The sequence below is a fragment of the Cellulomonas alba genome (assembly GCF_030362835.1).
GTDB lineage: Bacteria > Actinomycetota > Actinomycetes > Actinomycetales > Cellulomonadaceae > Cellulomonas > Cellulomonas alba.
In genome coordinates this window covers 1065586-1091481 of record NZ_JAUCGQ010000001.1, presented here as the reverse complement: position 1 = coordinate 1091481, position 25896 = coordinate 1065586, and the positions used below count along the sequence as shown (strand labels likewise).

Genomic DNA, 25896 nt, shown 5'->3' with positions numbered 1-25896 from the left:
CGCCGTGCGGCGTCCATCGGCGTCCGGCGTGAACGACGCGAGTCGACCAGGCTGGTCGTTGTTCCGGCTGCGGCGCGCTGCTGCGTCCTCGGCAACGAGGAGCTCGCCCGGAAATCCGCGCTCGTTGGCGTGGCGCCGTCGGCACCCGTCACGCGGCCTGCATCGTGCGCGGTGTGCAGTGCACGACGGCGGTCGCCCGTGCGCGCTTGCAGCTCGCGCGCAGGCCGCGCTCGCGATTGGCGTCGGCGTACGCGGGAGTCAGCCGAGCGTCGGGCGCCGCCGCAGCTCCTTGACCGCGCGCCGCTGCCGCTCGGACGCCGCCCGCCGCTCGCGCGAGGCGCGGCTCGGGCGCGTCGCGCGTCGCGGCGGCCCCGGGGGAGCGAGCGCCTCGTCGAGCAGGGCGACGACGCGGAGCACCGCCGCCTCGCGGTTGCGCAGCTGCGAGCGGTGCTCGGACGCCGCGACGGTGAGCACGTCGCCGTGCAGCCGGTGCGCGAGCCGCTCGCGGACGCGCTGCTCCTGCGCCTGCGTCGCCCACAGCACGGCGGAGACGTCGACCGAGAGCTCGACGCGCGAGTCGGCGGTGTTGACGGACTGGCCGCCCGGCCCGCTCGACCGCGAGAAACGCCACGAGAGGGCGTCGTCCGGCAGGACGGCGCCCCCTCGCAGGGCGATCGGCTCTCTCACTCGTGCTGCCAGCTGTGCCACAGCGCGGCGTAGTCGCCACCCGCGGCGACGAGCTCGTCGTGCGGGCCGATCTCGGTGATGCGCCCGGCGTCGACCACCGCCACGCGGTCAGCGTCGTGCGCGGTGTGCAGCCGGTGCGCGATCGCGACGACCGTGCGGCCCTCGAGCACCGCCGAGAGCGACCGCTCGAGGTGCCGCGCCGCGCGCGGGTCGAGCAGCGACGTCGCCTCGTCGAGCACGAGCGTGTGCGGGTCGAGCAGCACCAGCCGGGCGAGCGCGATCTGCTGGGCCTGCGCGGGGGTGAGCGGCGCGCCTCCCGAGCCGACCTCCGTGGCCAGCCCCTCCGGCAGCGCGGCGACCCAGTCCCACGCGTCGACGGCCTCGAGCGCGCGGCGCAGGTGGTCCTCGTCCGCGTCCTCGTCGGCCAGCCGCAGGTTGTCCGCGACCGAGCCGACGAACACGTGGTGCTCCTGCGTGACGAGCGCGACGTGCCCGCGCAGCTCCTCGAGCGGCAGCTCGACGAGCGGCACGTCACCGACCGTCACGGTCCCGCCGGTCGGCGGGTGCACGCCGGCGAGCATGCGCCCGAGCGTCGACTTCCCGGCTCCCGACGGGCCGACGACGGCGAGCCGCTCGCCCGGCGCGAGATCGAGGTCGATCCCGTGCAGCACGTCGTGCCCCTCGCGGTACGCGTACCGGAGCGACCGGGCCTCGATCCGCTCGTCGCGCGGCTCGCCGTCGCCGGCCTCGCGGTCGGTCTCGACCAGCCGGACCCCGACGATGCGCGCGAGCGACACGGCGGCGACCTGGATCTCGTCGACCCAGAAGATCAGCTCCCACACGGGACCCGTCACCTGGTACGCGTACATGACGATCGTCGTGACGACGCCGTAGGTGACGTGCCCGTTCGCCGCGAGGTAGCCGCCCCAGAGCAGCACCGCGACGGGACCGAGCACGAACGTCAGGTCGATGGCCGGGAACAGCACGCAGCGCAGCCCCAGCGTGTACTTCTCCGCCAGGAACGCCTCGTGCAGGTCGGCGCGCACGCGAGCGAGCCGGCGCGGGCCGAGCCGCAGCGCGTCGACGGTGCGGGCGCCCTCGACCGACTCCGTGATGGTGCCGTTCACCGTCGCGTACGCGGCGGACTCGCGCTGGTACCCGGGCGTCGCGCGCTTGAGGTACCACCGGACGGCCAGCAGCATCGTCGGCACGCCGACGAACATCGCCACCGCCACGAGCGGCGACAGCAGCAGGGCGGCGACGACCACGAGCGTGATCTGGACGACCGCGACGATCACACGCGGCACGCCGAACCGCACCGCGTGCTGCAGGCGGTTGACGTCGTTCGTCGTGCGGGCGACGAGGTCGCCCGTGCCCGCGCGCTCGACGGTCGACAGCGGCAGCGACGTGACGGTCTCGATGAACTCCTCGCGGAGGTCGGCGAACACGCGCTCGCCGAACACCATCGACGCGCGCTGCGCGAACCGGATCAGCACCGTCTGGGCGAGCACGCAGACCGCGCCCAGCGCGATCAGCCGGTCGACGTAGCCCGCGGTCGTGCCGTCGACGACCGCGTCGACCAGCCGGCCGAGCAGCCACGGGCCCGCGAGGCCCGCGACGGCCGCGAGCGTGTGCAGCGCGGCGATCAGCACGAGCGGCGCGCGGTGCGTGCGCAGCAGGCCGCCCGCGTAGCGGCGCGCGGTCGCCGGGTCGGCGATCGGGAGCTTCATCGGGCACCTTCTGTCACGGCTTCGTCGTCCTGGAGCTGACGCCCGACGACGCGGCGGTAGCTCTCGGTCACGGCCGGGCCGGCCGCACCGTCCAGCAGCTCGGCGTGACCGCCGCGCGCCACGAGGCGGCCGTCCTCGACGAGCTGCACCTCGTCGACGTGGTCGAGCACGAGCGGCGACGCGGTGACGACGAGCGTCGTGCGCCCGCGCCGCGCGTCGGCGAGCCGGGCCGCGATCCGCGCCTCGGTGTGGGCGTCGACCGCGCTGGTCGGCTCGACGAGCACGAGGATCTCCGGGTCCGTCAGCAGAGCGCGCGCGAGGGCGACGCGCTGGCGCTGGCCGCCCGAGAGCGACCTGCCCTTCTCGGGCAGCTCGCCGCCCAGGCCGCCCGGCACCGAGTCGAGCACGTCCTGCGCGTCGGCCAGGCCGATCGCGCGGAGCACGCGCTCCTCGTCGGCCGCGTCGTGCACGTCGAGCTCGGCGCGCAGCAGGCCCGAGAAGAGGTGGGGCGTCGCCTCGGCGACGACGATCCGGCGCCGCACCTGGTCCTTGTCGAGGTCGGCGAGCCGGACGCCGCCGAGCGTCACTGGCGTCGCCGCCTCGGCGTCGTCGTCGAACCGGCCGAGGCGCGTCGCGATCGCGGCGGACTCGTCGGGGTCGGCGCTCACCAGCGCGATCACCCGGCCCGGCTCGACCCGGACGCCCGAGACCTCGTCGACCAGCACGGCGCCCGAGGCGGGGGTCTCGGCGGTGCCGGGCGTCGCGCCCGTCGCCGGCACCACGCGCAGGACGTTGACGACCTTGCCCGCCCCGACGTGGGCGCGCGTCGCGGCCTGCAGCATCATGGTCGCGTTCTGCACCGGCCAGCCGAGGAACGCGGCGTAGCCGTAGGTCGTGACGAGCTGGCCCGGGGTGATCTGGCCGTCGATCGCCATGTGCGCGCCCAGCCAGACGAGCACCACGACGAACGCACCAGGCAGCAGGACCTGGAGCGCGTCGAGCCACGACTGCGTGTACGCGACCTCGACGCCCTTGGCCCGGACGCGCTGCGACTGCTCGCGGTACCGGGCGTTGAACACGCCCTCGCCGCCGATGCCGCGCAGGATGCGGAGGCCGGACACGGTGTCGGCGCCGAGCGTCGTCAGGCGGCCCGACGCCTCGCGCTGCGCGGCCTGCCGGCGCTGGATCGGCTTGACCAGCAGGCCGAGCGCGAGCGCGACGACCGGGAGGCCGAGCACGACCACGAGGCCGAGCGGCACCGAGATGCGCAGCATGAGCACGGCGGCGAACACGTAGGCGACGAGGCTGCCGATGAACTGCGCGAGCTGCGCGTACAGCTCGCCGACCCGCAGCGCGTCGTTCGCGACCGCCGAGACGACCTCACCGGTCGGGAGCTCGGCCGTGATGGCGTGGCCCGACCGCGACACTGCGCGCCCGACGAGCTCCGACGACGTGAGCGACGCGCGCAGCCAGCACGTGATGTCGTAGCGGTGACCGACGGCGCTCCCTGCCGCCGCGATCACGCCGAGCACCGCGAGCGCGGCCGCAGCCCGCCAGAGCGCCGGGCCCCAGCCGTGGTCGATCGCCGCGTCGATGCCCGCACCCTGGAGATAGGGCAGCGCGGCCTGGCACCCGAACCGCAGGATGCCGAGCAGCACGGCGACGCTCAGGACACCCCACTGCAACCGGGCGAGCCACGCGAGGTACGCGATGGGGCCGGTCAGCGGCGGGGTGCCGGGGTCGTCGAGGGGGAGCGAACGCACGCGGCAACGTTACGTGGCAGTACTGACACCGGCGTAAGCCTTATCAGTGCTCGTGAGCGATCCGATCAGTGCTCGTGAGCGATCCGCGACGGCCCCCGCGTGCGGGCCCGGACGAGTCGACGCGCGAGGCCCGCGAGGGGGCCGCAGGCTCGTTGCTCGCAGGCCGGTCGCCGATGAGGGGAAGGCGCGCGCCGCACTACCCTGGACGCGTGACCCAGACGCCGCAGCCGCCCGCTGCCCACCGCCCGGTCCTCGTCGTCGACTTCGGCGCCCAGTACGCCCAGCTGATCGCCCGTCGCGTGCGCGAGGCGAGCGTGTACTCGGAGATCGTGCCGCACACCGCGTCCGTCGCGGACCTGCTCGCGAAGGACCCCGCGGCGATCATCCTGTCCGGCGGCCCGTCCTCGGTGTACGCCGACGGTGCGCCGTTCGTCGACCCCGCGCTGTTCGAGGCGGGCGTGCCGGTGCTGGGCATCTGCTACGGCTTCCAGGCGATGGCCCGCGCGCTCGGCGGCACGGTCGCGCAGACCGGCCAGCGCGAGTACGGCGGCACCTCGGTCGAGGTCAACGAGGCGGGCACGGTCCTCGCGGGCAGCCCCGAGAGCCAGACCGTCTGGATGAGCCACGGCGACGCCGTGCACGCCGCGCCCGAGGGCTTCGAGGTGCTCGCGACGAGCGCCGGCAGCCCGGTCGCGGCGTTCGAGGACCGCAGCCGCCGGCTGTACGGCGTGCAGTGGCACCCCGAGGTCAAGCACTCGCCGCTCGGGCAGAAGGCGCTCGAGAACTTCCTCTACGAGGGTGCGGGCCTCGCGCCCGACTGGAACCCCGGGAACGTCATCGCGGAGCAGGTCGAGCGGATCCGCGCCCAGGTCGGCGACGCTCGCGTGATCTGCGCGCTGTCGGGCGGGGTCGACTCGTCCGTCGCGGCCGCGCTCGTGCAGCGTGCCGTCGGCGACCAGCTCACGTGCGTCTTCGTCGACCACGGCCTGCTGCGCAGCGGCGAGGCCGAGCAGGTCGAGAAGGACTTCGTCGCCGCGACCGGTGTGCAGCTCAAGGTCGTCGACGCGCGCGAGCGGTTCCTGCACGCGCTCGCGGGCCACACCGACCCCGAGACGAAGCGCAAGATCATCGGCCGCGAGTTCATCCGCGTGTTCGAGGACGCGGCGCGCGAGGTGGTCGCCGACGCCGGCGAGCACGGCACCGAGGTGAAGTTCCTCGTCCAGGGCACGCTCTACCCCGACGTCGTCGAGTCCGGCGGCGGCGAGGGGGCGGCCAACATCAAGAGCCACCACAACGTCGGCGGCCTGCCCGACGACCTGCAGTTCCAGCTCGTCGAGCCGCTGCGCGCGCTGTTCAAGGACGAGGTGCGCGCCGTCGGCCTCGAGCTCGGCGTCCCCGAGCCGATCGTCTGGCGCCAGCCGTTCCCGGGCCCGGGCCTCGGCATCCGGATCATCGGCGAGGTGACGCAGGAGCGCCTCGACGTGCTGCGCGCTGCCGACCTGATCGCCCGCGACGAGCTGACGAAGGCCGGCCTCGACCGCGACATCTGGCAGTGCCCGGTCGTGCTCCTCGCGGACGTCCGCTCGGTCGGCGTCCAGGGCGACGGCCGCACGTACGGCCACCCGATCGTGCTGCGGCCGGTCTCGTCCGAGGACGCGATGACGGCCGACTGGACGCGCCTGCCGTACGACGTGCTCGCGACGATCTCGACGCGCATCACCAACGAGGTGCCCGAGGTCAACCGCGTCGTGCTGGACGTGACGAGCAAGCCACCGGGCACCATCGAGTGGGAGTGACGCTGCCGCTCGCGTCGGGCGCGGGTGGCGGGTCGACGGAGCCGTAGGCCGGCTGCGGTGCGTCCGGGTCGGCGCGGACGGCGTCGAGCCCAGGCTCCGCGAGCAGCGCCTCGATCGCGGCGGCGGACCCGGCCACGCCTCCGTAGTGCGGGTCGGTGTCGGCGGCGAGGCACCAGCTGCGGTCGGCGGGCCAGACGAGCGCCGGCGGGCACGCCGGCCGGCTCGCGCCGATCGCCGCCGACCATCCGTCGACGTCGGCGAGCGCGCCGCGGAGCAGGCCGTAGCGACGCACGGCGAGGTCGACCATCGATGCCTCGAGCACCACGCGCGGGATCACGGTGTCGGAGTAGCCCTCCCACGCGCAGAACCACGCGTCGTCCGGCGTCGTGGTGAACCGCGCCAGCACACCGAGCGCGCGCTCGACCTGCGTGAGGTCCGACGGATGGTCCTCGGCGAGCTCGGTGTCGGCCTCCTCCTGGCCCGGCCGGACGGGGTCAGGGATGAACCGCACGCGCGCGTACGCCGCGTAGCCCGGCGGTCCGAGCGTGATGACGCGGAACGCGGCCGGCCACGGCGGGGTGAACGGCCGGGACGCGGCGACGAGCCAGTCTGCCGCCGACACGTCCGTCGACCACGCGAGCGCCACGCGGCCAGGCTACGGCCGAGATCACAGCCGCTGGAGTCCGGGACGCACGGGTTTCCTCGCTAGTCTCGCCCTGCCGAGGAGGACGGAACCCATGAGCGAGACCACCCAGCCCGCCGCCGCACCGGAGGTCGCACGGTTCGTGCGCCGCGCGACGGGCGCCACCCAGCGGTACCGCGCGATGGCGTGGATCACGGGCACGCTGCTGCTCGCGCTCTGCGTCGAGGTGATCCTCAAGTACGTCGTGCACATCCCGCACGACGTGCTGCGGTACATCGAGTGGATCCCGTACGCGCACGGCTGGGTCTACATCGTGTACCTGGTCAGCGTGTTCGACCTGTGGTCCGTGATGCGCTGGCGGTTCGGCCGGCTGGCGACGATGGCCGCTGCGGGCGTGGTGCCGGTGATGTCGTTCATCCTCGAGAAGAAGGTGCACGCGCAGGCGCTCGCCCGCGTCGAGCACGCCCAGCGCTCGCTCTGATCGCACGCACGACGAAGGGCCGGCCCGTCCCCGCGAGCCGGCCCTTCGTCATGCCGGGTCAGACGCGGCGGCTCACGCCGCGCACGCCTTGCCGTCGAGCAGGTACAGCGCTGTCGTCGGTGCCGTCCCGACGCCGACGTAGCCGAACGTCACGCTGTGCCCGGGCCGGATCGTCGTGTCGCGCCCGACGCCGCGGGCGGTCACGTACTGGCCGTGCTGCGTGATCGCGGCGCCGCCGCGCAGCCCCGTGATCCGCTGTGTGCCGTCGAGCGCGTACTGCAGGCGCCACGCCGGGACGGCCGTCGCGCCGGTGTTCTTCACCGTGATCGCGCTGACGAACGCCCCGCGCAGCTGCGTGGTGCTCGCCTTGACGGTGCACGTCGGCGCCGGGATCGGCTGCGCCGCGTTCGCGACGAGCTCGCGCGCCATGTCGGCGAACCACGCCCCGGCCGCGGGGTCCGCGACGCCGCGTGCGGGGTCGACCGCCGACCCCGTGCCGCGGTCGCACTGACCGTCCGACTCGCCCGGCACCTTGATCCACACGAAGCCGTCGATGAGCGAGTCGCCGGTCGAGAGCGTCGGCAGCACGCCGAGGCCGCGGTCCGGCGGGTTGCACCAGACCTGCGGGTCCGGCCAGCCGTTGCCGGCGGGCGGCGTCCACGAGCCCTGGCCGTTGCGGCTCGTGTCGATGATCGACTTCTTCATCACGCTCGGGTCGGGCGCGATGCCCGCGCTCGCGTAGTCGGCCGCGTACTTCTCGTCGGTCAGGTGCCACGTCGACTCGTCGCTCGCCGTCGCCGGGTAGTACTGGCTCGCGCACCATGCGGGCTGCCACCAGGAGACCCGCGTGGAGAGGTCGAGGCACTGGGAGATCCACCGGGAGTACTCGGTGATGCGGAACTGCGACTCGTAGTTCGACGCGTTGAGGAAGAAGCCGTCGGCCTCGGCGACGTCCGCCTTCATCAGGCGGTCGGTGATGTCTCCGACGCCCAGCCAGCCGCTGTGCGTGCCGTCGAGGTAGACCTTGGTGTTCTTGTGCGCCTTCAGGGCCTTCACGGCGTGGGTCAGCTGCTCGTAGCGGTCCGAGACCGCGGTCGCCGGGTCGGCGTCCGAGGGCTTGCACCACTCGGCGTTGCCGTTGATGTCGGTGTTGAACGGGATGATGCCCAGGCTGTCCGGCTCGAGCGCGACGATCGCCTTCTCGTTGCCGATGGCCTTGGCGATAGCGTCGATCCAGGCCTCGTACTCGGCGGTGCTTGTCGCTCCGCCCGCCGAGTACTGCGCGCAGTCGCGGAACGGGATGTTGTAGAGCACGAGCAGCGGCACGGAGTGGTCCTTGCGGGCCGCCTTGACGACGGCCTTCGCGTTGGCCGCGGCCTTGCTCGCGTCGCCCGTGGTGATCCACGTGCCGTACGCCTGGCCGGCGATCGTCAGGGCGTCGGACCGTGCCTGCCCGGTCAGCTTGGCCGCGGCGGACCCCGCGGTACCCGCCACGTTGACGAACAGCCGGTCCGGGGCGGGCTCGTGCGACGTCGCGGAGGCCGGCGTGGCCAGCAGGAACGAGCCGACGACCGTGGCCAGTGCCGCGGCGGGGGCCACGCTCCTTCGGAGGTGAGGTGTCATGGAAGCGCTCCCAGAGATCTCGCCCCTCGGCGCCGTCGCCGAGGGTCCGGCCGCGGCGCCTGCTGGCTGCCCGGGGCGACGGTGCCCCGGGCGGCGAGTGGCCACCGCGGACGCCGCCCAGTGTGCTCCGGTATGTCCGGCTCGCCAAGGGGTCCGGGCCGTCTGACCTGCGGCGGTGACGTCGGGCGCGCCCGGGACCCAACGGGATGAAATGCGCATTCCTCGCTACAGTCGACGTGCGACGACGCATCTCGCGGCGCAACTCGCGGTTTCACGCGGCACGGCAACGGGGCCCGGGCCTTCCCGGGTCTGTCACCACCGGGCGGAAGGAACGAGCGACATGGCGAAGGCAAGCGGCGACAGGTCCGGCGTGGTCCGGGTCGTCGGAGTCCTGACGATCATCTTCGGTCTCATCTACATCGTCGCCGGCGGCGTCACGTGGGGCCTCGTGGCGAGCAACCTGCGCAACGAGCAGATCACGGTGTCCGACGACGCGGCGCACTTCGCCGGCGGTCTCGTCGACACGCCGTGGGAGGCGTGGGCGCAGGCGGACGCGATCGAGCACCACGCGCTCAAGGCGTCGGGCGGCAAGACCTACGCGCAGCTGCCGCAGGACGACCCCACGCGGACGACGGTCATGAACGCGTCGTTCCTCCGGGCGTCGCTCTACACCTCGGTCGTCGCGTTCGGCGTCGCGCTCCTCGTGGTCGGCACCGGCATCGTGCTCCTCCTGCTCGGCTGGGCTCTGCACCGCAGCGGCTCGATCTTCCACCGGGCCGCGGTCGACGGGGTGGGACCCGTGGGCGCAGCGCCGGTCGTCACGGACCGGACCGCCGCGGACGACCGCGCGGCGTCTGACCGGGCGGCGGCCGAGAACGCTGCCGCCGAGCGTGCCGCCGCCGAGCGAGCTGCGGCTGAACGTGCCGCCGCCGACCGGGCCGCGGCCGACCGTGCCGCTGCTCCGCCTGCGGCGGCCGCGGCGCCCGCGGCTGCGGCTGCTGCGCCGGCAGCTCCTGCTCCGGCGGCCTCACCCGCTCCGACGGCGCCCGCCGCCGCAGCCGCGGCGCCTGCTGCCGCGCAACCTCCCGCTGAGCCCGCCGCGGCGCAGCCCGGAGCGGCGGAGCCGGGTGTGAGCTCGCTCGGAGGCGGCGCGGCGTCGGCTCCTGCCGCGACGCCGGCCGCCGACACGAGCGCTGCGGACGCGGCCGACCGCTCCGCGGGCGCGCACGCCGCGCCGCCGGACCCGGTCGCCGAGCCCGAGCGCGACCAGCCCGGAGCCTGAGCCCCGGACACCGACGAGGCCCGACGCACCCCCGCGGTGCGCCGGGCCTCGTGGTCTGCGGACCTCAGCGCCGAGACGCGCGGAGCCCGGAGATCAGCGAGCCGATCAGCAGCGCGGCGCCCGCGCCGCCGATCAGCACGATCAGGGCGAGCTGGCCGTCGACGTTCGCGCCGGCCGCCCAGGCGAGCACACCGATGCCCAGCACGGCGAGCACGAGGCCCCACACCACGGTGCCGACGCGCAGCCGCGGGGCGGCGGGGGGCGCCTGCGGCTCGCCGGGCGCCGGCCAGGCCGCGGTGGCCGCGGGCTGCGCGGGTGCGGGTGCGGGTTCGGGTGCGGGTGCGGCGGGTGCCGGTACCGGCTCGGCGAGGACCGGCGCCGTGAACGCCGGCGACGACGCCGGGAGCGGTGCGGTGGACGCCGCAGGCTGCGAGGACGTGCCCGCCGGCTGCGTGGACTGCTCGCTCGCGGAACCGCCGGGTCGCGGCCGGTCGGCCGTCGTCACGGGATCGAGGACGGCGGTCGGCTCGTCGTCGGCCGGCTCGACGCGCGCCCCGCCGTCGAACGGCTCGACGACGGAGGCGCCCGCCCCGGCGGCCGGATCCGCGATCGACGTCACTGCCGCGTCGTCGGGCTCCACGGGTGCGGCCTCCGTCGCGGCGGCCGGCTCGGAGTCGGCCGGCTCGGCGTCGACCGGCTCGGCCGCGGGAAGGACGCGGGTCGGCTCGTCCGACGGGTCGGTCGAGGGGACGGGGGTGGTCGGTTCGTCGGTCATGAGTGCTCCTGCTCGATCACCACGTCGCCGGCGCCTGCCGAGATGCGGAGGTGGATCCGGTGGGTCTCGGCGCCCGAGAGCGACGAGAAGGACCTGTCGAGGTGGCCGCCGCTCACCTGGACGGGCGAGCCGTCGCCGACGTCCCAGGTGATGGTGCCCGCGCCCACGCGGACGTCGGCGTCGACGGCCGCACCGCTCGCCGGGACCACGATCCTGAGGTTGCCCGCGCCGAGCGCGACCGGGACGGTCAGCGTCTCGTCGGTCAGCGGGACGTCCGTCAGGTCGACCGTCGAGTCGCCGAACGCGAAGCTCCAGCCGCGTTCGGCCTGCGCCCGCGTCACGGGCGTCACGTCGAGCGCCACCGCGTGGTGGTCGCCGCCGGTGGCCCAGTCGCTGCGTGCGGCGACGCCGAGCGGCACCGACAGGATCAGGCCGACGATCGCGAGGAACCCGAGCACGCCGCTCGTGCGGCCGCGCAGCCCGGAGACGACGATGCCGAGGCCCGCGAGGACGATGGCGACGCCGAGCGCGGTGAGCACGATCGGCCCGCGGAAGTCGCCGGCGCGGTTCGCGACGAGCAGGCCGGCGAGCGTCAGCAACGACAGCGCGACGACCGCGCCGGTGGTGGCCACGCCGGGGCCCGACGGTCGCGGCTTGCGCGGCTTGGTGGCGACGGTCGGCACGGGAACCGGTGCGGGCGCCGGCGCGGGCCGGCTCGGGTACGCCGCGTAGGCAGGTGCGTACCCCGTCGGGGTCGGCGGCGGCGGTGCCGTCGCGGTGGACGCGCTCCAGCCGGCCGCCGCCGCGGCGGGGTACGTGGCCGACGCGTACGGCGCGTCGCGGTGGGGCTCAGGCTGCACGGGTGCGCCCGAGGTCGCCGCCCAGGGTGCCGCGGCCGGCGCCGGGTTCGGGGGCTGCGGCGCGGTCCACGGCGACGAGGCGGGCGGCGGGCCCGCCTGCCGGGCAGCGTGGTCCGAGCGGTTCGCGGCGACGGCCGCCACGACCACGGCGATCACCACGGCGAACAGGCCGAGCCAGAGCAGGCCGCCGACGGCGCGCAGTCCGTCCGGCATGCCCGGCCAGCCGAGCAGCCAGCCGCCGCCACGGCTCAGACCCACGATCGTGAAAGCGAGCGCTCCGAGGAAGGCGTAGTCGAACCGGCCGCTGATGACCTCCTCGAGGAGGATGCGACCGTCGCGCCGGTGCGGCAGCAGCATCCAGCCGATGCCGTAGGCCAGGAGGCCGACGCCGCCCAGCAGCACGGTCACCACGAAGATGCCGCGGACGATCAGGACGTCGACGCCGAGCCGTTCGGCGATGCCGCCGGCGACCCCACCGAACCAGTGGTCGTCGGAGCGCCACAGGCCGAGCCGTCGGATGCCGGCGTAGAAGCCGGTCTGCTGCGGCGCAGCGGGCTGCTGCGGTGCGGGGGGTGGTGTCTCCATGGCTCGATCGTCGCGGCCGGCTCGGCCCGGGCGCATCGGGAGCCGACCCTGAACCGACCCTGAACCCGTGCCCCCGCGGTCCGGTGCCGCCCCTGAACCGACCCCTGAACGGACGTCCTCGCGGCCGAGATCGGCATCCGCGGGCGCTCCGACGTGTGACGATCGCTGCGTGACCGCGTCCTGGCCCGTTCCCGGCCCGCCGCCCGGTGCCCCCACCGTGCCCGGGGTGCGGACGCGGCTGCCGCTGCGGCGGCCGACCCGCGGCCGCTGGTTCGGCGGTGTCGCCGCCGGCGTGGCCGCGCACCTCGCGGTGCCGGTGCCGCTGGTCCGCGCGGCGTTCGTGATCCTGACGCCGCTCGGCGGCGCCGGCCCGGTGCTCTACCTGTTCTGGTGGGTGTGCGTCCCGTCGGGCGACCCCGCGGACGCGGCGCACGAGAGCCGTCCGAGCGCGCTCAGCCGCCTCGCGCGCCGGCAGCCCGACGCTCCCGTGCGGCGCTGGCCCGTGACCGACGTCGCCGTCGGGGTGCTGCTCGTCGCGGTGGCGGCGGTGCTCGTGGCGGCGCGGTCGGGCGTCGACGTCGGCGTCGGCTGGGTGCTGCCGGTGCTCGTGCTGCTGGCGGGCCTCGCGCTGGCGTGGAGCCAGCTCGACGCGACCGCCCGCGGCCGGCTGCGCGACCGGGCCGGTGGACGCACCCCCGTCGGGCTGCTGCGCGTGCTGGGCGGCATCGTGCTCGCCGGCGTCGGGCTCCTGCTGCTCGTCGGGCAGGCCGCCGGCCGCGGGGTCGACGCCGCGACGCTCGTGCAGTCCGTGGTCGCGGCGCTCGCGATGCTCGCGGGCGTCGCGCTCGTGCTCGCGCCGTGGTGGCTGCGGCTCGTGAACGAGCTGGGGGACGAGCGAGCGGCTCGGGCGCGCGAGTCGGAGCGCGCCGACATCGCGGCCCACCTGCACGACTCGGTGCTCCAGACGCTCGCGCTGATCCGCGCGCACGCCGACCAGCCGACCGAGGTCGCGCGCATGGCGCGGGCCCAGGAGCGCGAGCTGCGCGAGTGGCTGTACGACGACCGCCCGGCGCCGGGCACGTCGCTCGCGGCGGCGCTGCGCGCTCTCGTGGCCGAGGTGGAGGACTCCCGCACGGGCCGCGACGGCGGCGCGGTCGCGGTCGACGCGGTGGTGGTGGGCGACCGTGTTCCCGACGCGGACACCGGGGCCCTGCTGCAGGCGACGCGCGAGGCGCTCGTCAACGCCGTGGTGCACGGCCGGGCGCCCGTCTCGCTCTACCTCGAGGTGGGTCCGGACCAGGTCGAGGTGTTCGTCCGCGACCACGGCGACGGCTTCGACGTCGACGCCGTCGGCCCGGACCGGTTCGGCGTCCGCGAGTCGATCATCGGGCGCGTGCGCCGTCGAGGAGGCACCGCGACCGTGACGAGCTCGCCGGAGCGCGGCACCGAGGTGCACCTCGTCGTGCCGTGCCGCGCCGCGCCGGGGTCCCCTTCGACGCCGGCCGCCGAGACGCCGCCCGCCGAGACGCCGACCACCACCACGACCCAGGAGGACGCGTGACGCAGGACCAGCAGGTCGTCGACGTGGTGCTCGTCGACGACCACCACATGTTCCGCACCGGCGTGCGCGCGTCGCTCGACGCCCGCGTCCGCGTGGTCGGCGAGGCCGACTCGGTGGAGTCCGCCGTCCGCGTCGTGCACGAGCTGCGCCCGCCGGTGGTGCTGCTCGACGTGCACCTGCCGGGCGGCGACGGCGGCGGAGGCGCCGAGGTGCTGCGGCTGTGCACCGACGTCGGCTCCGACGTGCGCTTCCTCGCGCTCTCGGTCTCGGACGCCGCGGAGGACGTCGTCGCCGTGATCCGCGCGGGCGCCCGCGGCTACGTCACGAAGGCCATCGACGGCCCCGCGCTCTCCGACGCAGTGCTCCGCGTGGCGGGCGGGGACGCCGTGTTCTCGCCTCGGCTCGCGGGCTTCGTGCTCGATGCGTTCGGCACCGCGGCGGGCGACGTGGCGACCGGGGACGACGAGCTCGACCGCCTGTCGGCGCGCGAGCGCGAGGTGATGCGCCTGATCGCGCGCGGCTACTCCTACCGCGAGGTCGCCTCCGAGCTGTTCATCTCGATCAAGACGGTCGAGACCCACGTGTCCGCGGTGCTGCGCAAGCTGCAGCTCTCGTCGCGCCACGAGCTGACGCGTTGGGCCGCCGCGCGTCGGCTGCTCTGACGTTTCTGACGGTTCGTCAGCAAAGCGCTCTGGCGGCTACGATCCTCGCCATGAGGCTCGCGTACGACATCCTGCTGTTCCTGCACCTCGTGGGCTGGGCCATCGTGCTCGGCGGCACGATCGTGACGCTGCGAGAGGCTCGCCTGCCGAAGGGTGCGCTCCACGGCATCCTGACCGCGCTCGTCACGGGCATCGCGATGGTCGGCCTCGCCCAGGCGAGCGACGAGCTGCGCGACCCGAACAACGCGAAGATCGCCGTCAAGCTCGTCATCGCGCTCGTCGTCACGGGCCTGATCGTCTACGGCACCCGCCGGCCCGAGAAGGTGACGCGCGGGCTCGCCGGCGCGATCCTCGGGCTGACGGTCGTCAACGTCGCGGTCGCCGCCATCTGGCGCTGACGGCCCACAACGCAGCACCTCGCGCCCTCGCACGCCGTCGTCGGGAGCCCGTCGCCGACGCGGGTCCGAGCGGGCCTGGGCGGAGCGGCCGGAGTGTCGGTGGCGGCGCCTAGGCTGGGCGGTGCCATGACGTCGTTGTTCGAGAACCTGTCGCTGCCCGTCCCGTCCAGAGTGCCGCCGAACGCCCCGGGGAGCCGGGCCGCGCGCTCGTCCGAGCCGTCGAGCCTGCCCGCCGTCGTCCCGCCGCGCGGTGACGAGGCCGAGCCGGACGCCGCGCTCGAGGAGCGCCGCGCTGCCGCCGAGGCGCGCGCCGCGGCGCTGCTCGAGGGGCTCAACCCGGAGCAGCGCGAGGCGGTCGTGCACCAGGGCGGCCCGCTGCTCATCGTCGCGGGCGCCGGGTCGGGCAAGACGCGCGTGCTGACGCACCGCATCGGCTACCTGCTCGCCACGCACCGTGCCCGCGCGGGCGAGATCCTGGCCATCACGTTCACCAACAAGGCCGCGGCCGAGATGCGCGAGCGCGTCGAGAACCTCGTCGGGCCTGCGGCCGGTCGCATGTGGGTCTCGACGTTCCACTCCGCGTGCGTGCGCATCCTCCGGCGCGAGGCGCAGACGCTCGGGCTGCGCTCGTCGTTCTCCATCTACGACGCGGCCGACTCGCAGCGCCTCCTGACGCTCGTGGCGCGCGAGCTTGACCTCGACCCCAAGCGGTACCCGGCCAAGGCGCTCGCGGCGAAGATCTCGGCGCTCAAGGACGAGCTGGTGGATCCCGAGGCGTTCGCCGCGACGTCCGGCAGCGGCTCGAACGACTTCGACACCGCGCTCGCGCAGGTCTACACGCGCTACCAGCAGCGGTTGCGCCAGGCGCAGGCGCTCGACTTCGACGACCTGATCATGACGACGGTCCACCTGCTGCAGGCGTTCCCGGCCGTCGCGGAGCACTACCGGCGCCGGTTCCGTCACGTGCTGGTCGACGAGTACCAGGACACCAACCACGCGCAGTACGTGCTGGTCCGCGAGCTGGTCGGTCCGGGCAGCGACGAGCTGCCACGCGGCGATCTCACCGTGGTCGGCGACGCGGACCAGTCGATCTACGCGTTCCGCGGTGCCTCGATCCGCAACATCCTCGAGTTCGAGGCCGACTACCCCGACGCGACGACGATCCTGCTCGAGCAGAACTACCGCTCGACGCAGACGATCCTCTCGGCCGCCAACGCGGTGATCAGCCGCAACCCCGGTCGCAAGCCGAAGCGGCTGTGGACCGACTCGGGCGCCGGTGCGCAGATCGTCGCGTACGTCGCGGACACCGAGCACGAGGAGGCGCGGTTCGTCGCGGAGGAGATCGACCGCCTCGGCGACAGCGCCGGCGTGCGCCCGGGCGACGTCGCGATCTTCTACCGTGCCAACGCGCAGTCGCGTGCGCTCGAGGAGGTGCTGATCCGCGTCGGCCTGCCGTACAAGGTCGTCGGCGGCACGCGGTTCTACGAGCGCAAGGAGATCAAGGACGCCGTCGCGTACCTGCGCGCGATCGCCAACCCGGACGACGACGTCAACGTGCGGCGCATCCTCAACGTGCCGAAGCGCGGGCTGGGGGACCGCTCGGAGGCGATGGTCGCGAGCTTCGCCGAGCGCGAGCGCATCTCGTTCGGCGCGGCGCTCGAGCGGCTCGACGAGGTGCCCGGCCTGGGCACCCGGGCGGTCGTGGGCCTGCGCGGCTTCGCGGAGATGATGGCGGCGCTGCGCGACCTCGCCGGCTCGGGCGCAGGCCCGGCCGAGGTGCTCGGCGCGGTGCTCGACCGCTCCGGCTACCTCGCGGAGCTGCGCGGCAGCGAGGACCCGCAGGACGCGTCGCGCGTCGAGAACCTCGCCGAGCTGCACGCGGTGGCGAGCGAGTTCGAGCAGAGCGACCCCGACGGCGACCTCGCCGACTTCCTCGAGCGGGTCTCGCTCGTCGCGGACTCCGACCAGATCCCCGCGCCCGACGGCGGCGACGAGGACACGGACGACAAGCCGGAGCCCGGCGTCATCACCTTGATGACGCTGCACACCGCGAAGGGCCTCGAGTTCCCGGTCGTGTTCCTCACCGGCATGGAGGACGGCACGTTCCCGCACCTGCGCTCGCTGTCCGACGTCGACCAGCTCGCCGAGGAGCGTCGCCTCGCGTACGTCGGCCTGACGCGGGCGCGCGAGCGGCTCTACATCTCGCGCGCCGCGGTCCGGACCGCGTGGGGCGTGCCGAACGAGTTCCCACCGAGCCGGTTCCTCGACGACCTGCCGGACGAGCTCGTCGACTGGCGACGCCGCGAGTCGTCCACCTCGCAGCTGCGCGGCGGCTGGGGCTCGGGCTTCGGCACCGGCGGCGGGCGCGCGATCGGTTCGGGCTGGTCGGGCGGCGGGCAGCGCGGCGGGGGGTCCCGCGGCGCGGAGCGCGAGAAGCGGCCGGAGCTGCCCAAGACCGGTGCGACGTTCGGGTCGGCGACGCCCCGAGCGGAGGGCGCCATCCCGCAGCTCGCGATCGGCGACCGCGTCACGCACGACGCGTACGGGCTCGGCACCGTCGTCGCTCTCGAGGGCGCGGGGCCGAACGCCGTGGCGAAGGTCGACTTCGGCACCGAGGGGCAGAAGCGGCTCTTGCTACGGTTCTCGCCCGTCACCAAGCTGTAGCCGTCCCAACCCGTCTGCCGGGTTGTTCCGTTATCGGTATGTCGGCACGGAGGACCGCGCGCGCGTTCGTACCGTGAGGGAGGGTGCTCGGCGGACGAGCGGAGGTGCGCGTGGCGGACGTCGACGGGCGAAGCGCCCGCGCGGGTATGGCGGGCTACCCGGGCACGGGGCCCGGCGCCTGGGTGAACGGCGCGGGTGCCGATCCGGTTGTCGCGCCTGCCGGGCGTGCGGCGGACGACCGGACGCACGGACGGATCCGCGGCCTGGACGGCCTGCGCGCGTGGGCGGTGCTCGCCGTCATCGCGTACCACGTGAACCCCACGTGGGTGCCCGGCGGGTTCGTGGGCGTCGACGTCTTCTTCGTCGTCAGCGGGTTCCTCATCACGACGCTGCTGCTCCGCGAGGCCGACCGCAGCGGCCGGCTGTCGCTGCCGCAGTTCTGGGCGCGCCGCGCGCGGCGGCTCCTGCCCGCGCTCGCGGTCGTCGTCGCGGTGTCGTTGATCGCGGCGCGGCTCGTCAGTGCCGACCTGCTGGTCGGCACGCGGCGCCAGGTGCTCGGCGCCGCGACGTTCCTCACCAACTGGGTCGAGGTCGCCGCGGGCACCGACTACTTCGCGCAGCGGCAGCCGCAGCTGTTCCAGCCGTTCTGGTCGCTCGCGATCGAGGAGCAGTTCTACCTCGTGTGGCCGGTGGCGCTCGTGGTGCTGCTGGTCGCGCTGCGCTCGTGGCGCGCGCGGGCGCTCGCCGCGCTGGGGCTCGCGCTCACGTCGGCGGTGTGGATGACGGTGCTCTACGGCGGACCGGACGCGGCGACGCGTGTCTACTACGGGACGGACACGCACGCCGCCGGCCTGCTGATCGGCGTCGCCGGCGCGTTCGCGTGGCGGTCCGGACGGCACACGGCGCGCCACGTCGGCCGGGCGCCGTGGCTGCCGGCCGCGGCCCTCGCGGGCCTCACGGTGCTCGCGCTCGTGATGCCGGCCGAGAGCCCGTGGACCTTCCGCGGCGGGCTGCTGCTCGCCGCGGGGCTCGCCCTGGTCGCGGTCGCGGGCTGCGCCGTCGGCGTCCCCGGGTACGTGCGCGTGCTCGAGGCCCGGCCGGTCGTCTGGGTCGGCGAGCGGTCGTACGGGCTCTATCTCTGGCACTGGCCGGTGCTGCTGATCGTCGGCGCGGTGATCGTGGCGCCCACCGGCTCCGGCACGTGGTGGTTCGGCACCGCGCTCGCCGTCGGCCTGACGTTCGCGCTCGCTGCCGCGTCGTACCGCTGGGTCGAGACACCGGTCCGACGGCGCGGCTTCCGGGCGGTCGCGCGCGACGCGGCGGCGTCGTTGCGGAGCGGTGCGCGCCCGCCGCGGCTCGCCGGTGGCGCGGTCGCGGCCGTCGCGGTCGGCGCTGTCGTCGCGCTCGCCACGGTTCCCGGCACGTCGTCCGCCGAGGAGGCGATCGCGGCGGGCGAGCGCGCCATCGAGCAGGCCGGCCAGCAGCCCGCACCGACGACCCACACCACGCCGCCGCCGACCGCGCACGCGTCCCACCCGGGCGCCGGCCCCACGGGCGGCGCGAGCGCGCCCGCGGCCGGCTCGACAGGCGCCCCGACGGGGCATCCGGCAGGCCGCGCGGTGGAGGGCGGCGACGTCATCGCGTTCGGCGACTCGGTGCTCTCGGCGGCCGCGCCCGCCGTGCTGCACGAGATCCCGGGCATCGCGATCGACGCGAAGCCGATCCGCAAGTGGGTCGACGCCCCGAAGGTCGTGCAGGCCGCGGCGGACGCGGGGCGGCTGCGACCCGTCGTGGTGCTCGCCTTCGGCACCAACGGCGGCTTCCAGTTCGCGGGCTCGCAGGACGCGCTCGCGCAGGTGATGTCGATCATCGGGCCGGACCGTCAGGTCGTGTTCGTGAACGTCGTCGGCATCAGCTACTGGGTGGGGTCCGCCAACCACGAGCTCGTCAAGCTCAGCGCCGGCTACCCGAACTCGCGCGTGCTGGACTGGCGCTCGATCGTCACGCCCCACCCGTCGTGGCTGCACTCCGACCGCACCCACCCGTCGATGGCGGGCATCGGTCCGTACGCCGAGATGCTCAAGGACGCGTTCGCGACGATGTCGGTCTCCTGACACGTCCGGTGCGGGAGGGCGATCGTGCCCGGCGGGCGTCGGCCCACTCGCGTCCGCGGCGGGAGTGGGCCGACGCCCGCCGGCCGGTCACAGTCAGGCGGCGGCCGCCCAGACCCGCTCGACGGCGCCCCGGACGGCCTCGGCGCTGACCCCGGTGTCCCAGAGCGCGCGGTAGGCGCCGCAGTCGGGCATCCGCGTCACGGCCAGCAGCAGGTGGCCCGAGTCGATGCGGTTGTGCCGCACCCGGATGGCCTCGCGGAGCGCGAGCTCGAGCAGCTTCTTCGAGCTCGGGTCGAAAGGCACGTGCGCGAGGGGCTTGCGCCGGCGCCCGGCCCGCGGCGCGAGGTCGTCGAGCGCTCCCTCGCCGAAAGTCCGCTCCGCGCTCGTGCGGACCGCCTCGAGGTCGATGCCGAGCCCGGCGAGCGCCTCGGCGTCGATGCTGTCGCTCGGCAGCGCCCGCACCGCGGCCACGACCCGGTCGCGGTCGACGCCGAGCTCCGCCAGCGCGCGCGCCGCGACGGAGGACGGCTCGATGGTCATGCCGAGGAGGACCCGCTCCGTGCCGACGTGGTCGGCCCCGTCGACCTGCGCCTGGGCCTCGGCGTACGTGACGGCCGCACGGGCATCGTGCGTGAATCGCTCGAACATCGTCAGTACCTCTTCCCGTACTTCTTGTGGACGGCCTGCTTCGTGACGCCGAGCGCCTCGGCGAGCTGCTGCCAGGACCAGCCGAGGCGCCGAGCACGCTGCACGTGCAGCTCCTCGAGCCGGTCGGCCAGCGCCCGGAGCGATCGGACGGCGCGCAGGCCGTCCGCCGGGTTCTCGGCCGCCGCGGCGGCCATCAGCTGTTCGGACATGCCGTCAACATAGATTGACGGCCCACCCCGTGTCAACCGATGTTGACACCGCCGCCGCGCGGACCCGGTCGCAGGTGTCGCAGGCCATATCTCTCGATGTGAAGAGATCTCGGCTCGGCGACTACCATCGACGCGGCGCCGCGGCCACACCGAGACTGCGCTGCGCCGGTCGACAAGAGGGGAACCGGACCAGGTGGACCTGTTCGAGTACCAGGCACGTGACATCTTCGAGAAGCACGGCGTGCCCGTGCTCGGTGGCGTGGTCGCGACCACGCCCGACGAGGCCCGCGCAGGCGCCGAGCAGCTGCTCGGCGGTCAGCCCGGCGTCGTCGTCGTGAAGGCCCAGGTCAAGACCGGCGGGCGCGGCAAGGCGGGCGGCGTCAAGCTCGCCAAGACCGCGGACGAGGCGGCCGAGAAGGCCGGCGAGATCCTCGGCATGGACATCAAGGGCCACACGGTCCACCGCGTGATGATCGCGGCGGGCGCCAAGATCGCCCAGGAGTTCTACTTCAGCCTCCTGCTCGACCGCGCCGAGCGGCGCTACCTCGCGATGGCGAGCGTCGAGGGCGGCATGGAGATCGAGCAGCTCGCCGTCGAGCGCCCCGAGGCCCTGGCCCGCGTCGCCGTCGACCCGCGCACGGGCATCGACGAGGCGAAGGCGAACGAGATCGTCGAGGCGGCGGGCTTCCCGACGAAGACCAGCCCCGAGGTCGCCGCCAAGGTCGCGGCGGTCCTCGTCACGCTGTGGGACGTCTACCGCGAGGAGGACGCCACGCTCGTCGAGGTGAACCCGCTGGTCCTCACGGAGGACGGCGAGGTCGTCGCGCTCGACGGAAAGGTCACGCTCGACGCCAACGCGGACTTCCGCCACGCGGACCACACCGAGCTCGAGGACAAGGCCGCGGCCGACCCGCTCGAGGCGCGCGCCAAGGAGAAGGACCTCAACTACGTCAAGCTCGACGGCGAGGTCGGCATCATCGGCAACGGCGCGGGGCTCGTCATGAGCACGCTCGACGTCGTGGCGTACGCCGGCGAGGCGCACGGCGGCGTCAAGCCCGCGAACTTCCTCGACATCGGCGGCGGCGCCTCGGCCGAGGTGATGGCCGCGGGTCTCGACATCATCCTCACGGACCCGCAGGTCAAGTCGGTGTTCGTCAACGTCTTCGGCGGCATCACGGCCTGCGACGCGGTCGCCAACGGCATCGTCGCGGCGCTCGAGATCCTCGGTGACGAGGCGAGCAAGCCGCTCGTCGTCCGCCTCGACGGCAACAACGTGGTCGAGGGCCGCCGCATCCTCGCGGAGGCCGGCCACCCGCTCGTCACGCTCGCCGACACGATGGACGGCGGCGCGGACAAGGCCGCCGAGCTCGCGAACGCCGCCGCCTGAGCCCGCCCGACGTAGAGAGAAGCAGACACACATGGCGATCTTCCTGACCGCGGACTCCAAGGTCATCGTCCAGGGCATGACCGGCTCCGAGGGCACCAAGCACACGACGCGCATGCTCGCGTCGGGCACGAACATCGTGGGCGGCGTGAACCCGCGCAAGGCGGGCACGACCGTCGGCTTTCCGGCCGACGACGGCACTGTCGAGGTGCCGGTGTTCGGCTCCGTCGCCGAGGCCATCGAGAAGACGGGCGCCGACGTGTCGGTCGTCTTCGTGCCGCCGGCCCACACCAAGGGCGCCGTCGTCGAGGCCGTCGACGCGGGCATCCCGCTCGTCGTCATCATCACCGAGGGCGTGCCCGTCAAGGACACCGCCGAGTTCTTCGCGTACGCGCAGGAGAAGGGCGTGCGGCTGATCGGCCCGAACTGCCCCGGCCTGATCAGCCCCGGGAAGTCGAACGTCGGCATCATCCCCGCGGACATCACGGGTCCCGGCCGCGTCGGCCTCGTGTCGAAGTCGGGCACGCTGACCTACCAGATGATGTACGAGCTGCGGGACTTCGGGTTCTCGTCGGCGGTCGGCATCGGCGGCGACCCGATCATCGGCACGACGCACATCGACGCGCTCGCCGCGTTCGAGGCGGACCCCGAGACGGACGTCATCGTGATGATCGGCGAGATCGGCGGCGACGCCGAGGAGCGGGCGGCGGCGTTCATCAAGGAGCACGTGACGAAGCCCGTCGTCGGCTACGTCGCCGGCTTCACCGCGCCCGAGGGCAAGACGATGGGCCACGCCGGCGCGATCGTCTCCGGCTCGTCCGGCACCGCGCAGGCCAAGAAGGAGGCCCTCGAGGCCGCGGGCGTGAAGGTCGGCAAGACGCCGTCCGAGACCGCCGAGCTGGCGCGCGCGCTGCTCTCCTGATCACCGCCTCGACGGCTTCGACGGCCCGGTCGCCCCGCGGGGTGGCCGGGCCGTCGGCGTCCCGTGGTTCGGGCGCTGTGACGTCCACCGGTCGCCGACGCGCCGGGCCAGCCTCGGCCGGACCTGCGCCGTCGGCGGCGACGATGGCACGGTGACCGCCGCCGACACCCGCACCCGCCCCGCCTCGCGGGACGGCGCACGCGAGCCACGCGCCCGCGGCAGGCGGCCGGTCTCGACGTCACCCTTCTTCACCAGCGCGCTCGACGGCGCCCCGCACTGGGCCGTCGGCGCGCTGACGGCGCTCCAGGCGGCGCTGCTCTCGCTGCTCGTGCTCGTGCTGCCCGCGATCGCGGCGTTCGTCGCGACGTCGGCCGACCCGTCGAACGCGGACGTCGGCTGGGTGCGCGCCGTGCGTGTGGGCGCGGCGCTCTGGCTCGCGGGTCACGGTGTGCCGCTGCACGTGTCCGGCGTGACGATCGGGCTCGTGCCGCTGGGCGTCACGGGGCTCGCGGTGTTCGCGTGCTACGCGTCCGCGCGCCGGTCGGGCAGCCCCACCGCGTCCGGGTTCGTCGCCGGCGTCGCGTCCTACGGGCTGTCGGTGGCGCTCGTCGCGGGGGTGGTGGCTCCGGCCGACCTCGCGCGCGCGGTCGCGGGCGCTGTGGTCGTCGCGGTGCTCGGGCTCGGCGGGGGCCTGCTGCGCCGACCCGACGCTCCGTCGTGGCGCGAGACCTCCCGCCCGGTGTGGTCGCGCCTCACCCCCGCCGTGCGGTGCGGCGCGGCCGCGGGGCTGCTCGCCGCGGCGCTGCTGCTGCTCGCGGCGGCGGCCCTCACGCTGCTCTGGATCGTGGCGGGACGGGCGACGATCGGCGACGTCGTGCGCGGCATCGGCGTCGACGGCATCGGGGGCTTCGTGTTCGCCGCGGCGGAGCTCGCGTACCTGCCGAACCTCGTGGTCTGGGCCCTCGCATGGCTCGCCGGGCCGGGCTTCCACGTCGGCGCGGGGACGCACTTCGCGCCCGGCGAGGTGGCGGTCGGCCCGATGCCCGCCGTACCGATGCTCGGCGCGCTGCCGACGGCCGACTTCGCCGGGGGAGCGGCCCGCGCCGTGCCCGTGGTGCTCGTGCTCGTCGGCGCGCTCGCCGGCTGGTACGTGCACCGCCGGCTCCGGAGCACGCGGTGGACCACGGTGGTCGCGGCCGTCGCGACGGCCGGCCTGACGACCGCCGTGCTCGTGCTCGTCCTCGTCGCCGCGGCGAGCGGCTCGGCCGGTCCCGGGCGGCTCGCGGAGGTCGGCGCGCAGGCGTGGCTCGTCGGGCTGTACACCGGCGCCGGGGTGCTGCTGGGCGCGGCGCTCGTCGCGGTACCGACGGACGGCGCGGTGCGCTCCGGCGTGCTGCGCGCGGTGCGCGGTGTCGACGGCGAGGAGCCGCGGGTGCGGGTTCGCGCGCGTGGGGTCGTCGCGGAGGCGCCCGTGGTCGCCGTCCCCGTCGGGGCCGAGGCCGACGACGCCACGCCGGCTCGGGGCGCGGTCGACCCCCAGCCGGACGACGGCGACCAGGGCCTCGAGCCGCGCGACGCGGACCCCGCGCCGACCGACGAGGGGCAGGCGGCCGCCGAGCCGACGGGCGCACCCGACGTGCCTGGCGCGGCCCGGCCCGGCAAGCCTCTGCCCGGCGAGCCCGGCCAGAGCAGGACCGCGTCGCGGCCGCCCGCGTCGCCGTTCGCGGTCCGCACCCGACGCTGACGCGTCAGGGTCGCTTGAACTGCTTCTGCTGGTCCTGGCGGAACTGCTGCTCGCACTCCTGGTGCGCCGTCTGGGTCAGCGCCTGCGCGGAGCACTCCTGGTTCGCGCGCAACGCGTCCCAGCTCACGAGCGAGACGAGGTTCAGGAGCACCCACCCACCCGCGACGAGCACGCCGATGCCGAGCATCACGGGAAGACCGCCGCGGAAGCCCGACCGCGCGGCCGTCGTCAGCGCGCGTACCCCCCAGACGATCGCGAGCACCCCGAAGCCGATCGCGGCGAGCCGCCACGGCAGCCGCAGGGTGCCGACCAGGAGCGACGCGACGACGAGCATCCCGAACGTGCCGGCGAGCCGCGTGACGCGTGCCGTCGCGGCCGCGTCCGGGGCACCGGGACCCGGACCGGCCGCACCTGCGCCGCCCGGATCGCCCGGTCGGGCGCCGTGCGCGGCGCCCCAGGCGGGCGGCCCCTCCGGCCGGGGCGCGTGAGCCGGGGGCGCGACCGGCAGCCCGCGCGGGTCCGGTGCGCCGTCGGGCAGTGGCCGGCCGTCGGGCCCGACCGGGGCCTGCGCGTCGCCCGCGCCGCCACCTGCAGGCTCGCCCTGGGGCGGGCGAGGCCTGTCCTCCGGCGGCGCGTACGGGTTGCTCACCCCCGCATTGTCGCCCACGCCGCCGACAGCGTCGGCGCGGGTAGGGTGCGGCCTCGTGACGACCCCCCCGACCCCGCCCACCCGCTCCGGCGGCCGCCTGGTGGTGCTCGTCAGCGGCACCGGCTCGAACCTGGCGGCGCTGCTCGCGGCGCACGACGACCCGGCGTTCGGCGCGCGCGTGGTCGGCGTCGTCTCCGACCGCCCGGGCATCCGGGCGCTCGAGCTCGCACGCGAGGCCGGCGTGCCGACCGCGGTCGTCAGCCTCCAGGACTTCCCCGACCGCACCGCGTGGGACGAGGCGCTGACCGCCGCGGTCGCCGTCTTCTCGCCTGACCTCGTGGTGGCTGCCGGGTTCATGAAGCTCGTCGGGGCGCCGTTCCTGGCGCGGTTCGGCGGTCGCGTGCTGAACACCCACCCGGCGCTGCTGCCGTCGTTCCCCGGCGCGCACGGCGTGCGCGACGCGCTGGCGTACGGGGTCAAGGTCACGGGTTGCTCGGTGATCCTCGTCGACGCGGGGGTCGACGACGGCCCGATCGTCGCGCAGGTCACGGTCGCCGTCGAGGACGGGGACGACGAGGCGACGCTGCACGAGCGGATCAAGCTCGTCGAGCGCGGGCTCCTGGTCGACGTCGTGGGCCGGGTGGCCCGCGACGGCTACACGCTCGACGGGCGCAAGGTCCGCCTCGGCGGCTGAGGCGGCGCCGGTGCCGGCGTCA

At 74.9% G+C, this 25896-nt stretch carries 22 protein-coding genes; 12 read left to right on the top strand and 10 right to left on the bottom strand.

Annotated features, from left to right (window positions below; genetic code table 11):
• Positions 1-258: 258 nt before the first annotated feature.
• From arfB to QRT04_RS04830, 3 genes are read right to left on the bottom strand one after another with little or no spacing between them, the layout of a single operon-like run.
• Positions 259-687: an alternative ribosome rescue aminoacyl-tRNA hydrolase ArfB gene (gene arfB, locus QRT04_RS04840; RefSeq protein ID WP_289453917.1), complete on the bottom strand. Its 429-nt coding sequence runs from the start codon at positions 685-687 to the stop codon at positions 259-261.
• Positions 684-2417: an ABC transporter ATP-binding protein gene (locus QRT04_RS04835; protein WP_289453916.1), complete on the bottom strand. Its 1734-nt coding sequence runs from the start codon at positions 2415-2417 to the stop codon at positions 684-686. The genes arfB and QRT04_RS04835 overlap by 4 nt, the downstream gene beginning before the upstream one ends.
• Positions 2414-4180 (bottom strand): ABC transporter ATP-binding protein, encoded by a 1767-nt coding sequence (locus tag QRT04_RS04830; protein ID WP_289453915.1) that lies wholly within the window; start codon positions 4178-4180, stop codon positions 2414-2416. The genes QRT04_RS04835 and QRT04_RS04830 overlap by 4 nt, the downstream gene beginning before the upstream one ends.
• Positions 4181-4389: 209 nt before the next feature.
• Here QRT04_RS04830 and guaA point away from each other — a divergent pair, with 209 nt between their 5' ends.
• Positions 4390-5976, top strand: a complete 1587-nt coding sequence (gene guaA, locus QRT04_RS04825; RefSeq protein ID WP_289453913.1) for a glutamine-hydrolyzing GMP synthase — start codon at positions 4390-4392, stop codon at positions 5974-5976.
• Here the strand turns inward: guaA and QRT04_RS04820 are convergent.
• Positions 5918-6622 carry a hypothetical protein gene (locus tag QRT04_RS04820; protein ID WP_289453910.1) on the bottom strand — a complete coding sequence of 235 codons (705 nt, stop codon included), beginning with the start codon at positions 6620-6622 and terminating at the stop codon, positions 5918-5920. The two genes, guaA and QRT04_RS04820, sit on opposite strands and share 59 nt — an antisense overlap.
• Positions 6623-6713: 91 nt before the next feature.
• Here QRT04_RS04820 and QRT04_RS04815 point away from each other — a divergent pair, with 91 nt between their 5' ends.
• Positions 6714-7100 (top strand): DUF3817 domain-containing protein, encoded by a 387-nt coding sequence (locus QRT04_RS04815; protein WP_289453908.1) that lies wholly within the window; start codon positions 6714-6716, stop codon positions 7098-7100.
• Positions 7101-7172: 72 nt separating this feature from the next.
• Here the strand turns inward: QRT04_RS04815 and QRT04_RS04810 are convergent, their stop codons facing one another.
• Positions 7173-8699: a glycoside hydrolase family 6 protein gene (locus QRT04_RS04810; protein ID WP_289453906.1), complete on the bottom strand. Its 1527-nt coding sequence runs from the start codon at positions 8697-8699 to the stop codon at positions 7173-7175.
• A 364-nt stretch (positions 8700-9063) separates the two neighbouring features.
• Here QRT04_RS04810 and QRT04_RS04805 point away from each other — a divergent pair, with 364 nt between their 5' ends.
• On the top strand, positions 9064-10005 hold the full coding sequence (locus tag QRT04_RS04805; RefSeq protein WP_289453904.1) for a hypothetical protein: 942 nt from the start codon (positions 9064-9066) through the stop codon (positions 10003-10005).
• A 64-nt stretch (positions 10006-10069) separates the two neighbouring features.
• On the opposite strand, the gene QRT04_RS04800 is transcribed toward QRT04_RS04805, so the two are convergent.
• Positions 10070-10780 (bottom strand): hypothetical protein, encoded by a 711-nt coding sequence (locus QRT04_RS04800; protein WP_289453903.1) that lies wholly within the window; start codon positions 10778-10780, stop codon positions 10070-10072.
• The gene (locus tag QRT04_RS04795; RefSeq protein ID WP_289453900.1) at positions 10777-12225 is read right to left on the bottom strand and encodes a PspC domain-containing protein; all 1449 of its coding nucleotides are present in this window, start codon (positions 12223-12225) and stop codon (positions 10777-10779) included. Before QRT04_RS04795 ends, QRT04_RS04800 begins: the two co-directional genes overlap by 4 nt.
• Before the next feature lie 169 nt (positions 12226-12394).
• Here QRT04_RS04795 and QRT04_RS04790 point away from each other — a divergent pair, with 169 nt between their 5' ends.
• From QRT04_RS04790 to QRT04_RS04770, 5 genes are all read left to right on the top strand, one after another.
• Positions 12395-13786: an ATP-binding protein gene (locus QRT04_RS04790; RefSeq protein WP_407653555.1), complete on the top strand. Its 1392-nt coding sequence runs from the start codon at positions 12395-12397 to the stop codon at positions 13784-13786.
• A gap of 47 nt (positions 13787-13833) precedes the next feature.
• The gene (locus QRT04_RS04785; RefSeq protein WP_289455710.1) at positions 13834-14448 is read left to right on the top strand and encodes a LuxR C-terminal-related transcriptional regulator; all 615 of its coding nucleotides are present in this window, start codon (positions 13834-13836) and stop codon (positions 14446-14448) included.
• 50 nt (positions 14449-14498) lie between these two features.
• Entirely contained in the window at positions 14499-14846 is a 348-nt protein-coding gene (locus QRT04_RS04780) for a hypothetical protein (protein WP_289453899.1), read from the top strand.
• A gap of 126 nt (positions 14847-14972) precedes the next feature.
• On the top strand, positions 14973-17510 hold the full coding sequence (gene pcrA, locus QRT04_RS04775; protein ID WP_289453898.1) for a DNA helicase PcrA: 2538 nt from the start codon (positions 14973-14975) through the stop codon (positions 17508-17510).
• Positions 17511-17620: 110 nt separating this feature from the next.
• Entirely contained in the window at positions 17621-19624 is a 2004-nt protein-coding gene (locus tag QRT04_RS04770) for an acyltransferase family protein (protein ID WP_289453896.1), read from the top strand.
• A gap of 93 nt (positions 19625-19717) precedes the next feature.
• Here QRT04_RS04770 and QRT04_RS04765 read toward each other — a convergent pair whose 3' ends face one another.
• On the bottom strand, positions 19718-20272 hold the full coding sequence (locus QRT04_RS04765; RefSeq protein WP_289453894.1) for a Clp protease N-terminal domain-containing protein: 555 nt from the start codon (positions 20270-20272) through the stop codon (positions 19718-19720).
• Positions 20273-20274: 2 nt separating this feature from the next.
• The gene (locus tag QRT04_RS04760) at positions 20275-20481 is read right to left on the bottom strand and encodes an RNA polymerase subunit sigma-70 (protein WP_289453893.1); all 207 of its coding nucleotides are present in this window, start codon (positions 20479-20481) and stop codon (positions 20275-20277) included.
• A gap of 193 nt (positions 20482-20674) precedes the next feature.
• On the opposite strand from QRT04_RS04760, the gene sucC reads away from it, so the two are divergent.
• The 3 genes from sucC (at position 20675) to QRT04_RS04745 (ending at position 24531) form a co-directional block, all read left to right on the top strand.
• Positions 20675-21868, top strand: coding sequence for an ADP-forming succinate--CoA ligase subunit beta (gene sucC / locus QRT04_RS04755; RefSeq protein WP_289453891.1), 1194 nt, complete (start codon positions 20675-20677; stop codon positions 21866-21868).
• 31 nt (positions 21869-21899) lie between these two features.
• Positions 21900-22787, top strand: a complete 888-nt coding sequence (sucD, locus tag QRT04_RS04750) for a succinate--CoA ligase subunit alpha (RefSeq protein ID WP_289453890.1) — start codon at positions 21900-21902, stop codon at positions 22785-22787.
• A gap of 151 nt (positions 22788-22938) precedes the next feature.
• Positions 22939-24531, top strand: coding sequence for a cell division protein PerM (locus tag QRT04_RS04745; RefSeq protein WP_289453888.1), 1593 nt, complete (start codon positions 22939-22941; stop codon positions 24529-24531).
• Positions 24532-24535: 4 nt separating this feature from the next.
• Here QRT04_RS04745 and QRT04_RS04740 read toward each other — a convergent pair whose 3' ends face one another.
• Complete coding sequence (locus QRT04_RS04740) at positions 24536-25180, bottom strand: hypothetical protein (protein WP_289453887.1); 645 nt, start codon at positions 25178-25180, stop codon at positions 24536-24538.
• A gap of 55 nt (positions 25181-25235) precedes the next feature.
• On the opposite strand from QRT04_RS04740, the gene purN reads away from it, so the two are divergent.
• On the top strand, positions 25236-25874 hold the full coding sequence (gene purN, locus QRT04_RS04735; protein ID WP_289453884.1) for a phosphoribosylglycinamide formyltransferase: 639 nt from the start codon (positions 25236-25238) through the stop codon (positions 25872-25874).
• The last annotated feature ends 22 nt before the right edge of the window (positions 25875-25896 follow it).

Bases quoted from the DNA above. Each gene is read 5' to 3' on its own strand.
- QRT04_RS04835 (WP_289453916.1), bottom strand. From the start codon at position 2,417: ATGAAGCTCCCGATCGCCGACCCGGCGACCGCGCGCCGCTACGCGGGC.
- QRT04_RS04815 (WP_289453908.1), top strand. From the start codon at position 6,714: ATGAGCGAGACCACCCAGCCCGCCGCCGCACCGGAGGTCGCACGGTTC.
- QRT04_RS04805 (WP_289453904.1), top strand. From the start codon at position 9,064: ATGGCGAAGGCAAGCGGCGACAGGTCCGGCGTGGTCCGGGTCGTCGGA.
- QRT04_RS04800 (WP_289453903.1), bottom strand. From the start codon at position 10,780: ATGACCGACGAACCGACCACCCCCGTCCCCTCGACCGACCCGTCGGAC.
- QRT04_RS04795 (WP_289453900.1), bottom strand. From the start codon at position 12,225: ATGGAGACACCACCCCCCGCACCGCAGCAGCCCGCTGCGCCGCAGCAG.
- QRT04_RS04785 (WP_289455710.1), top strand. From the start codon at position 13,834: ATGTTCCGCACCGGCGTGCGCGCGTCGCTCGACGCCCGCGTCCGCGTG.
- QRT04_RS04780 (WP_289453899.1), top strand. From the start codon at position 14,499: ATGAGGCTCGCGTACGACATCCTGCTGTTCCTGCACCTCGTGGGCTGG.
- pcrA (WP_289453898.1), top strand. From the start codon at position 14,973: ATGACGTCGTTGTTCGAGAACCTGTCGCTGCCCGTCCCGTCCAGAGTG.
- QRT04_RS04765 (WP_289453894.1), bottom strand. From the start codon at position 20,272: ATGTTCGAGCGATTCACGCACGATGCCCGTGCGGCCGTCACGTACGCC.
- QRT04_RS04760 (WP_289453893.1), bottom strand. From the start codon at position 20,481: ATGTCCGAACAGCTGATGGCCGCCGCGGCGGCCGAGAACCCGGCGGAC.
- sucD (WP_289453890.1), top strand. From the start codon at position 21,900: ATGGCGATCTTCCTGACCGCGGACTCCAAGGTCATCGTCCAGGGCATG.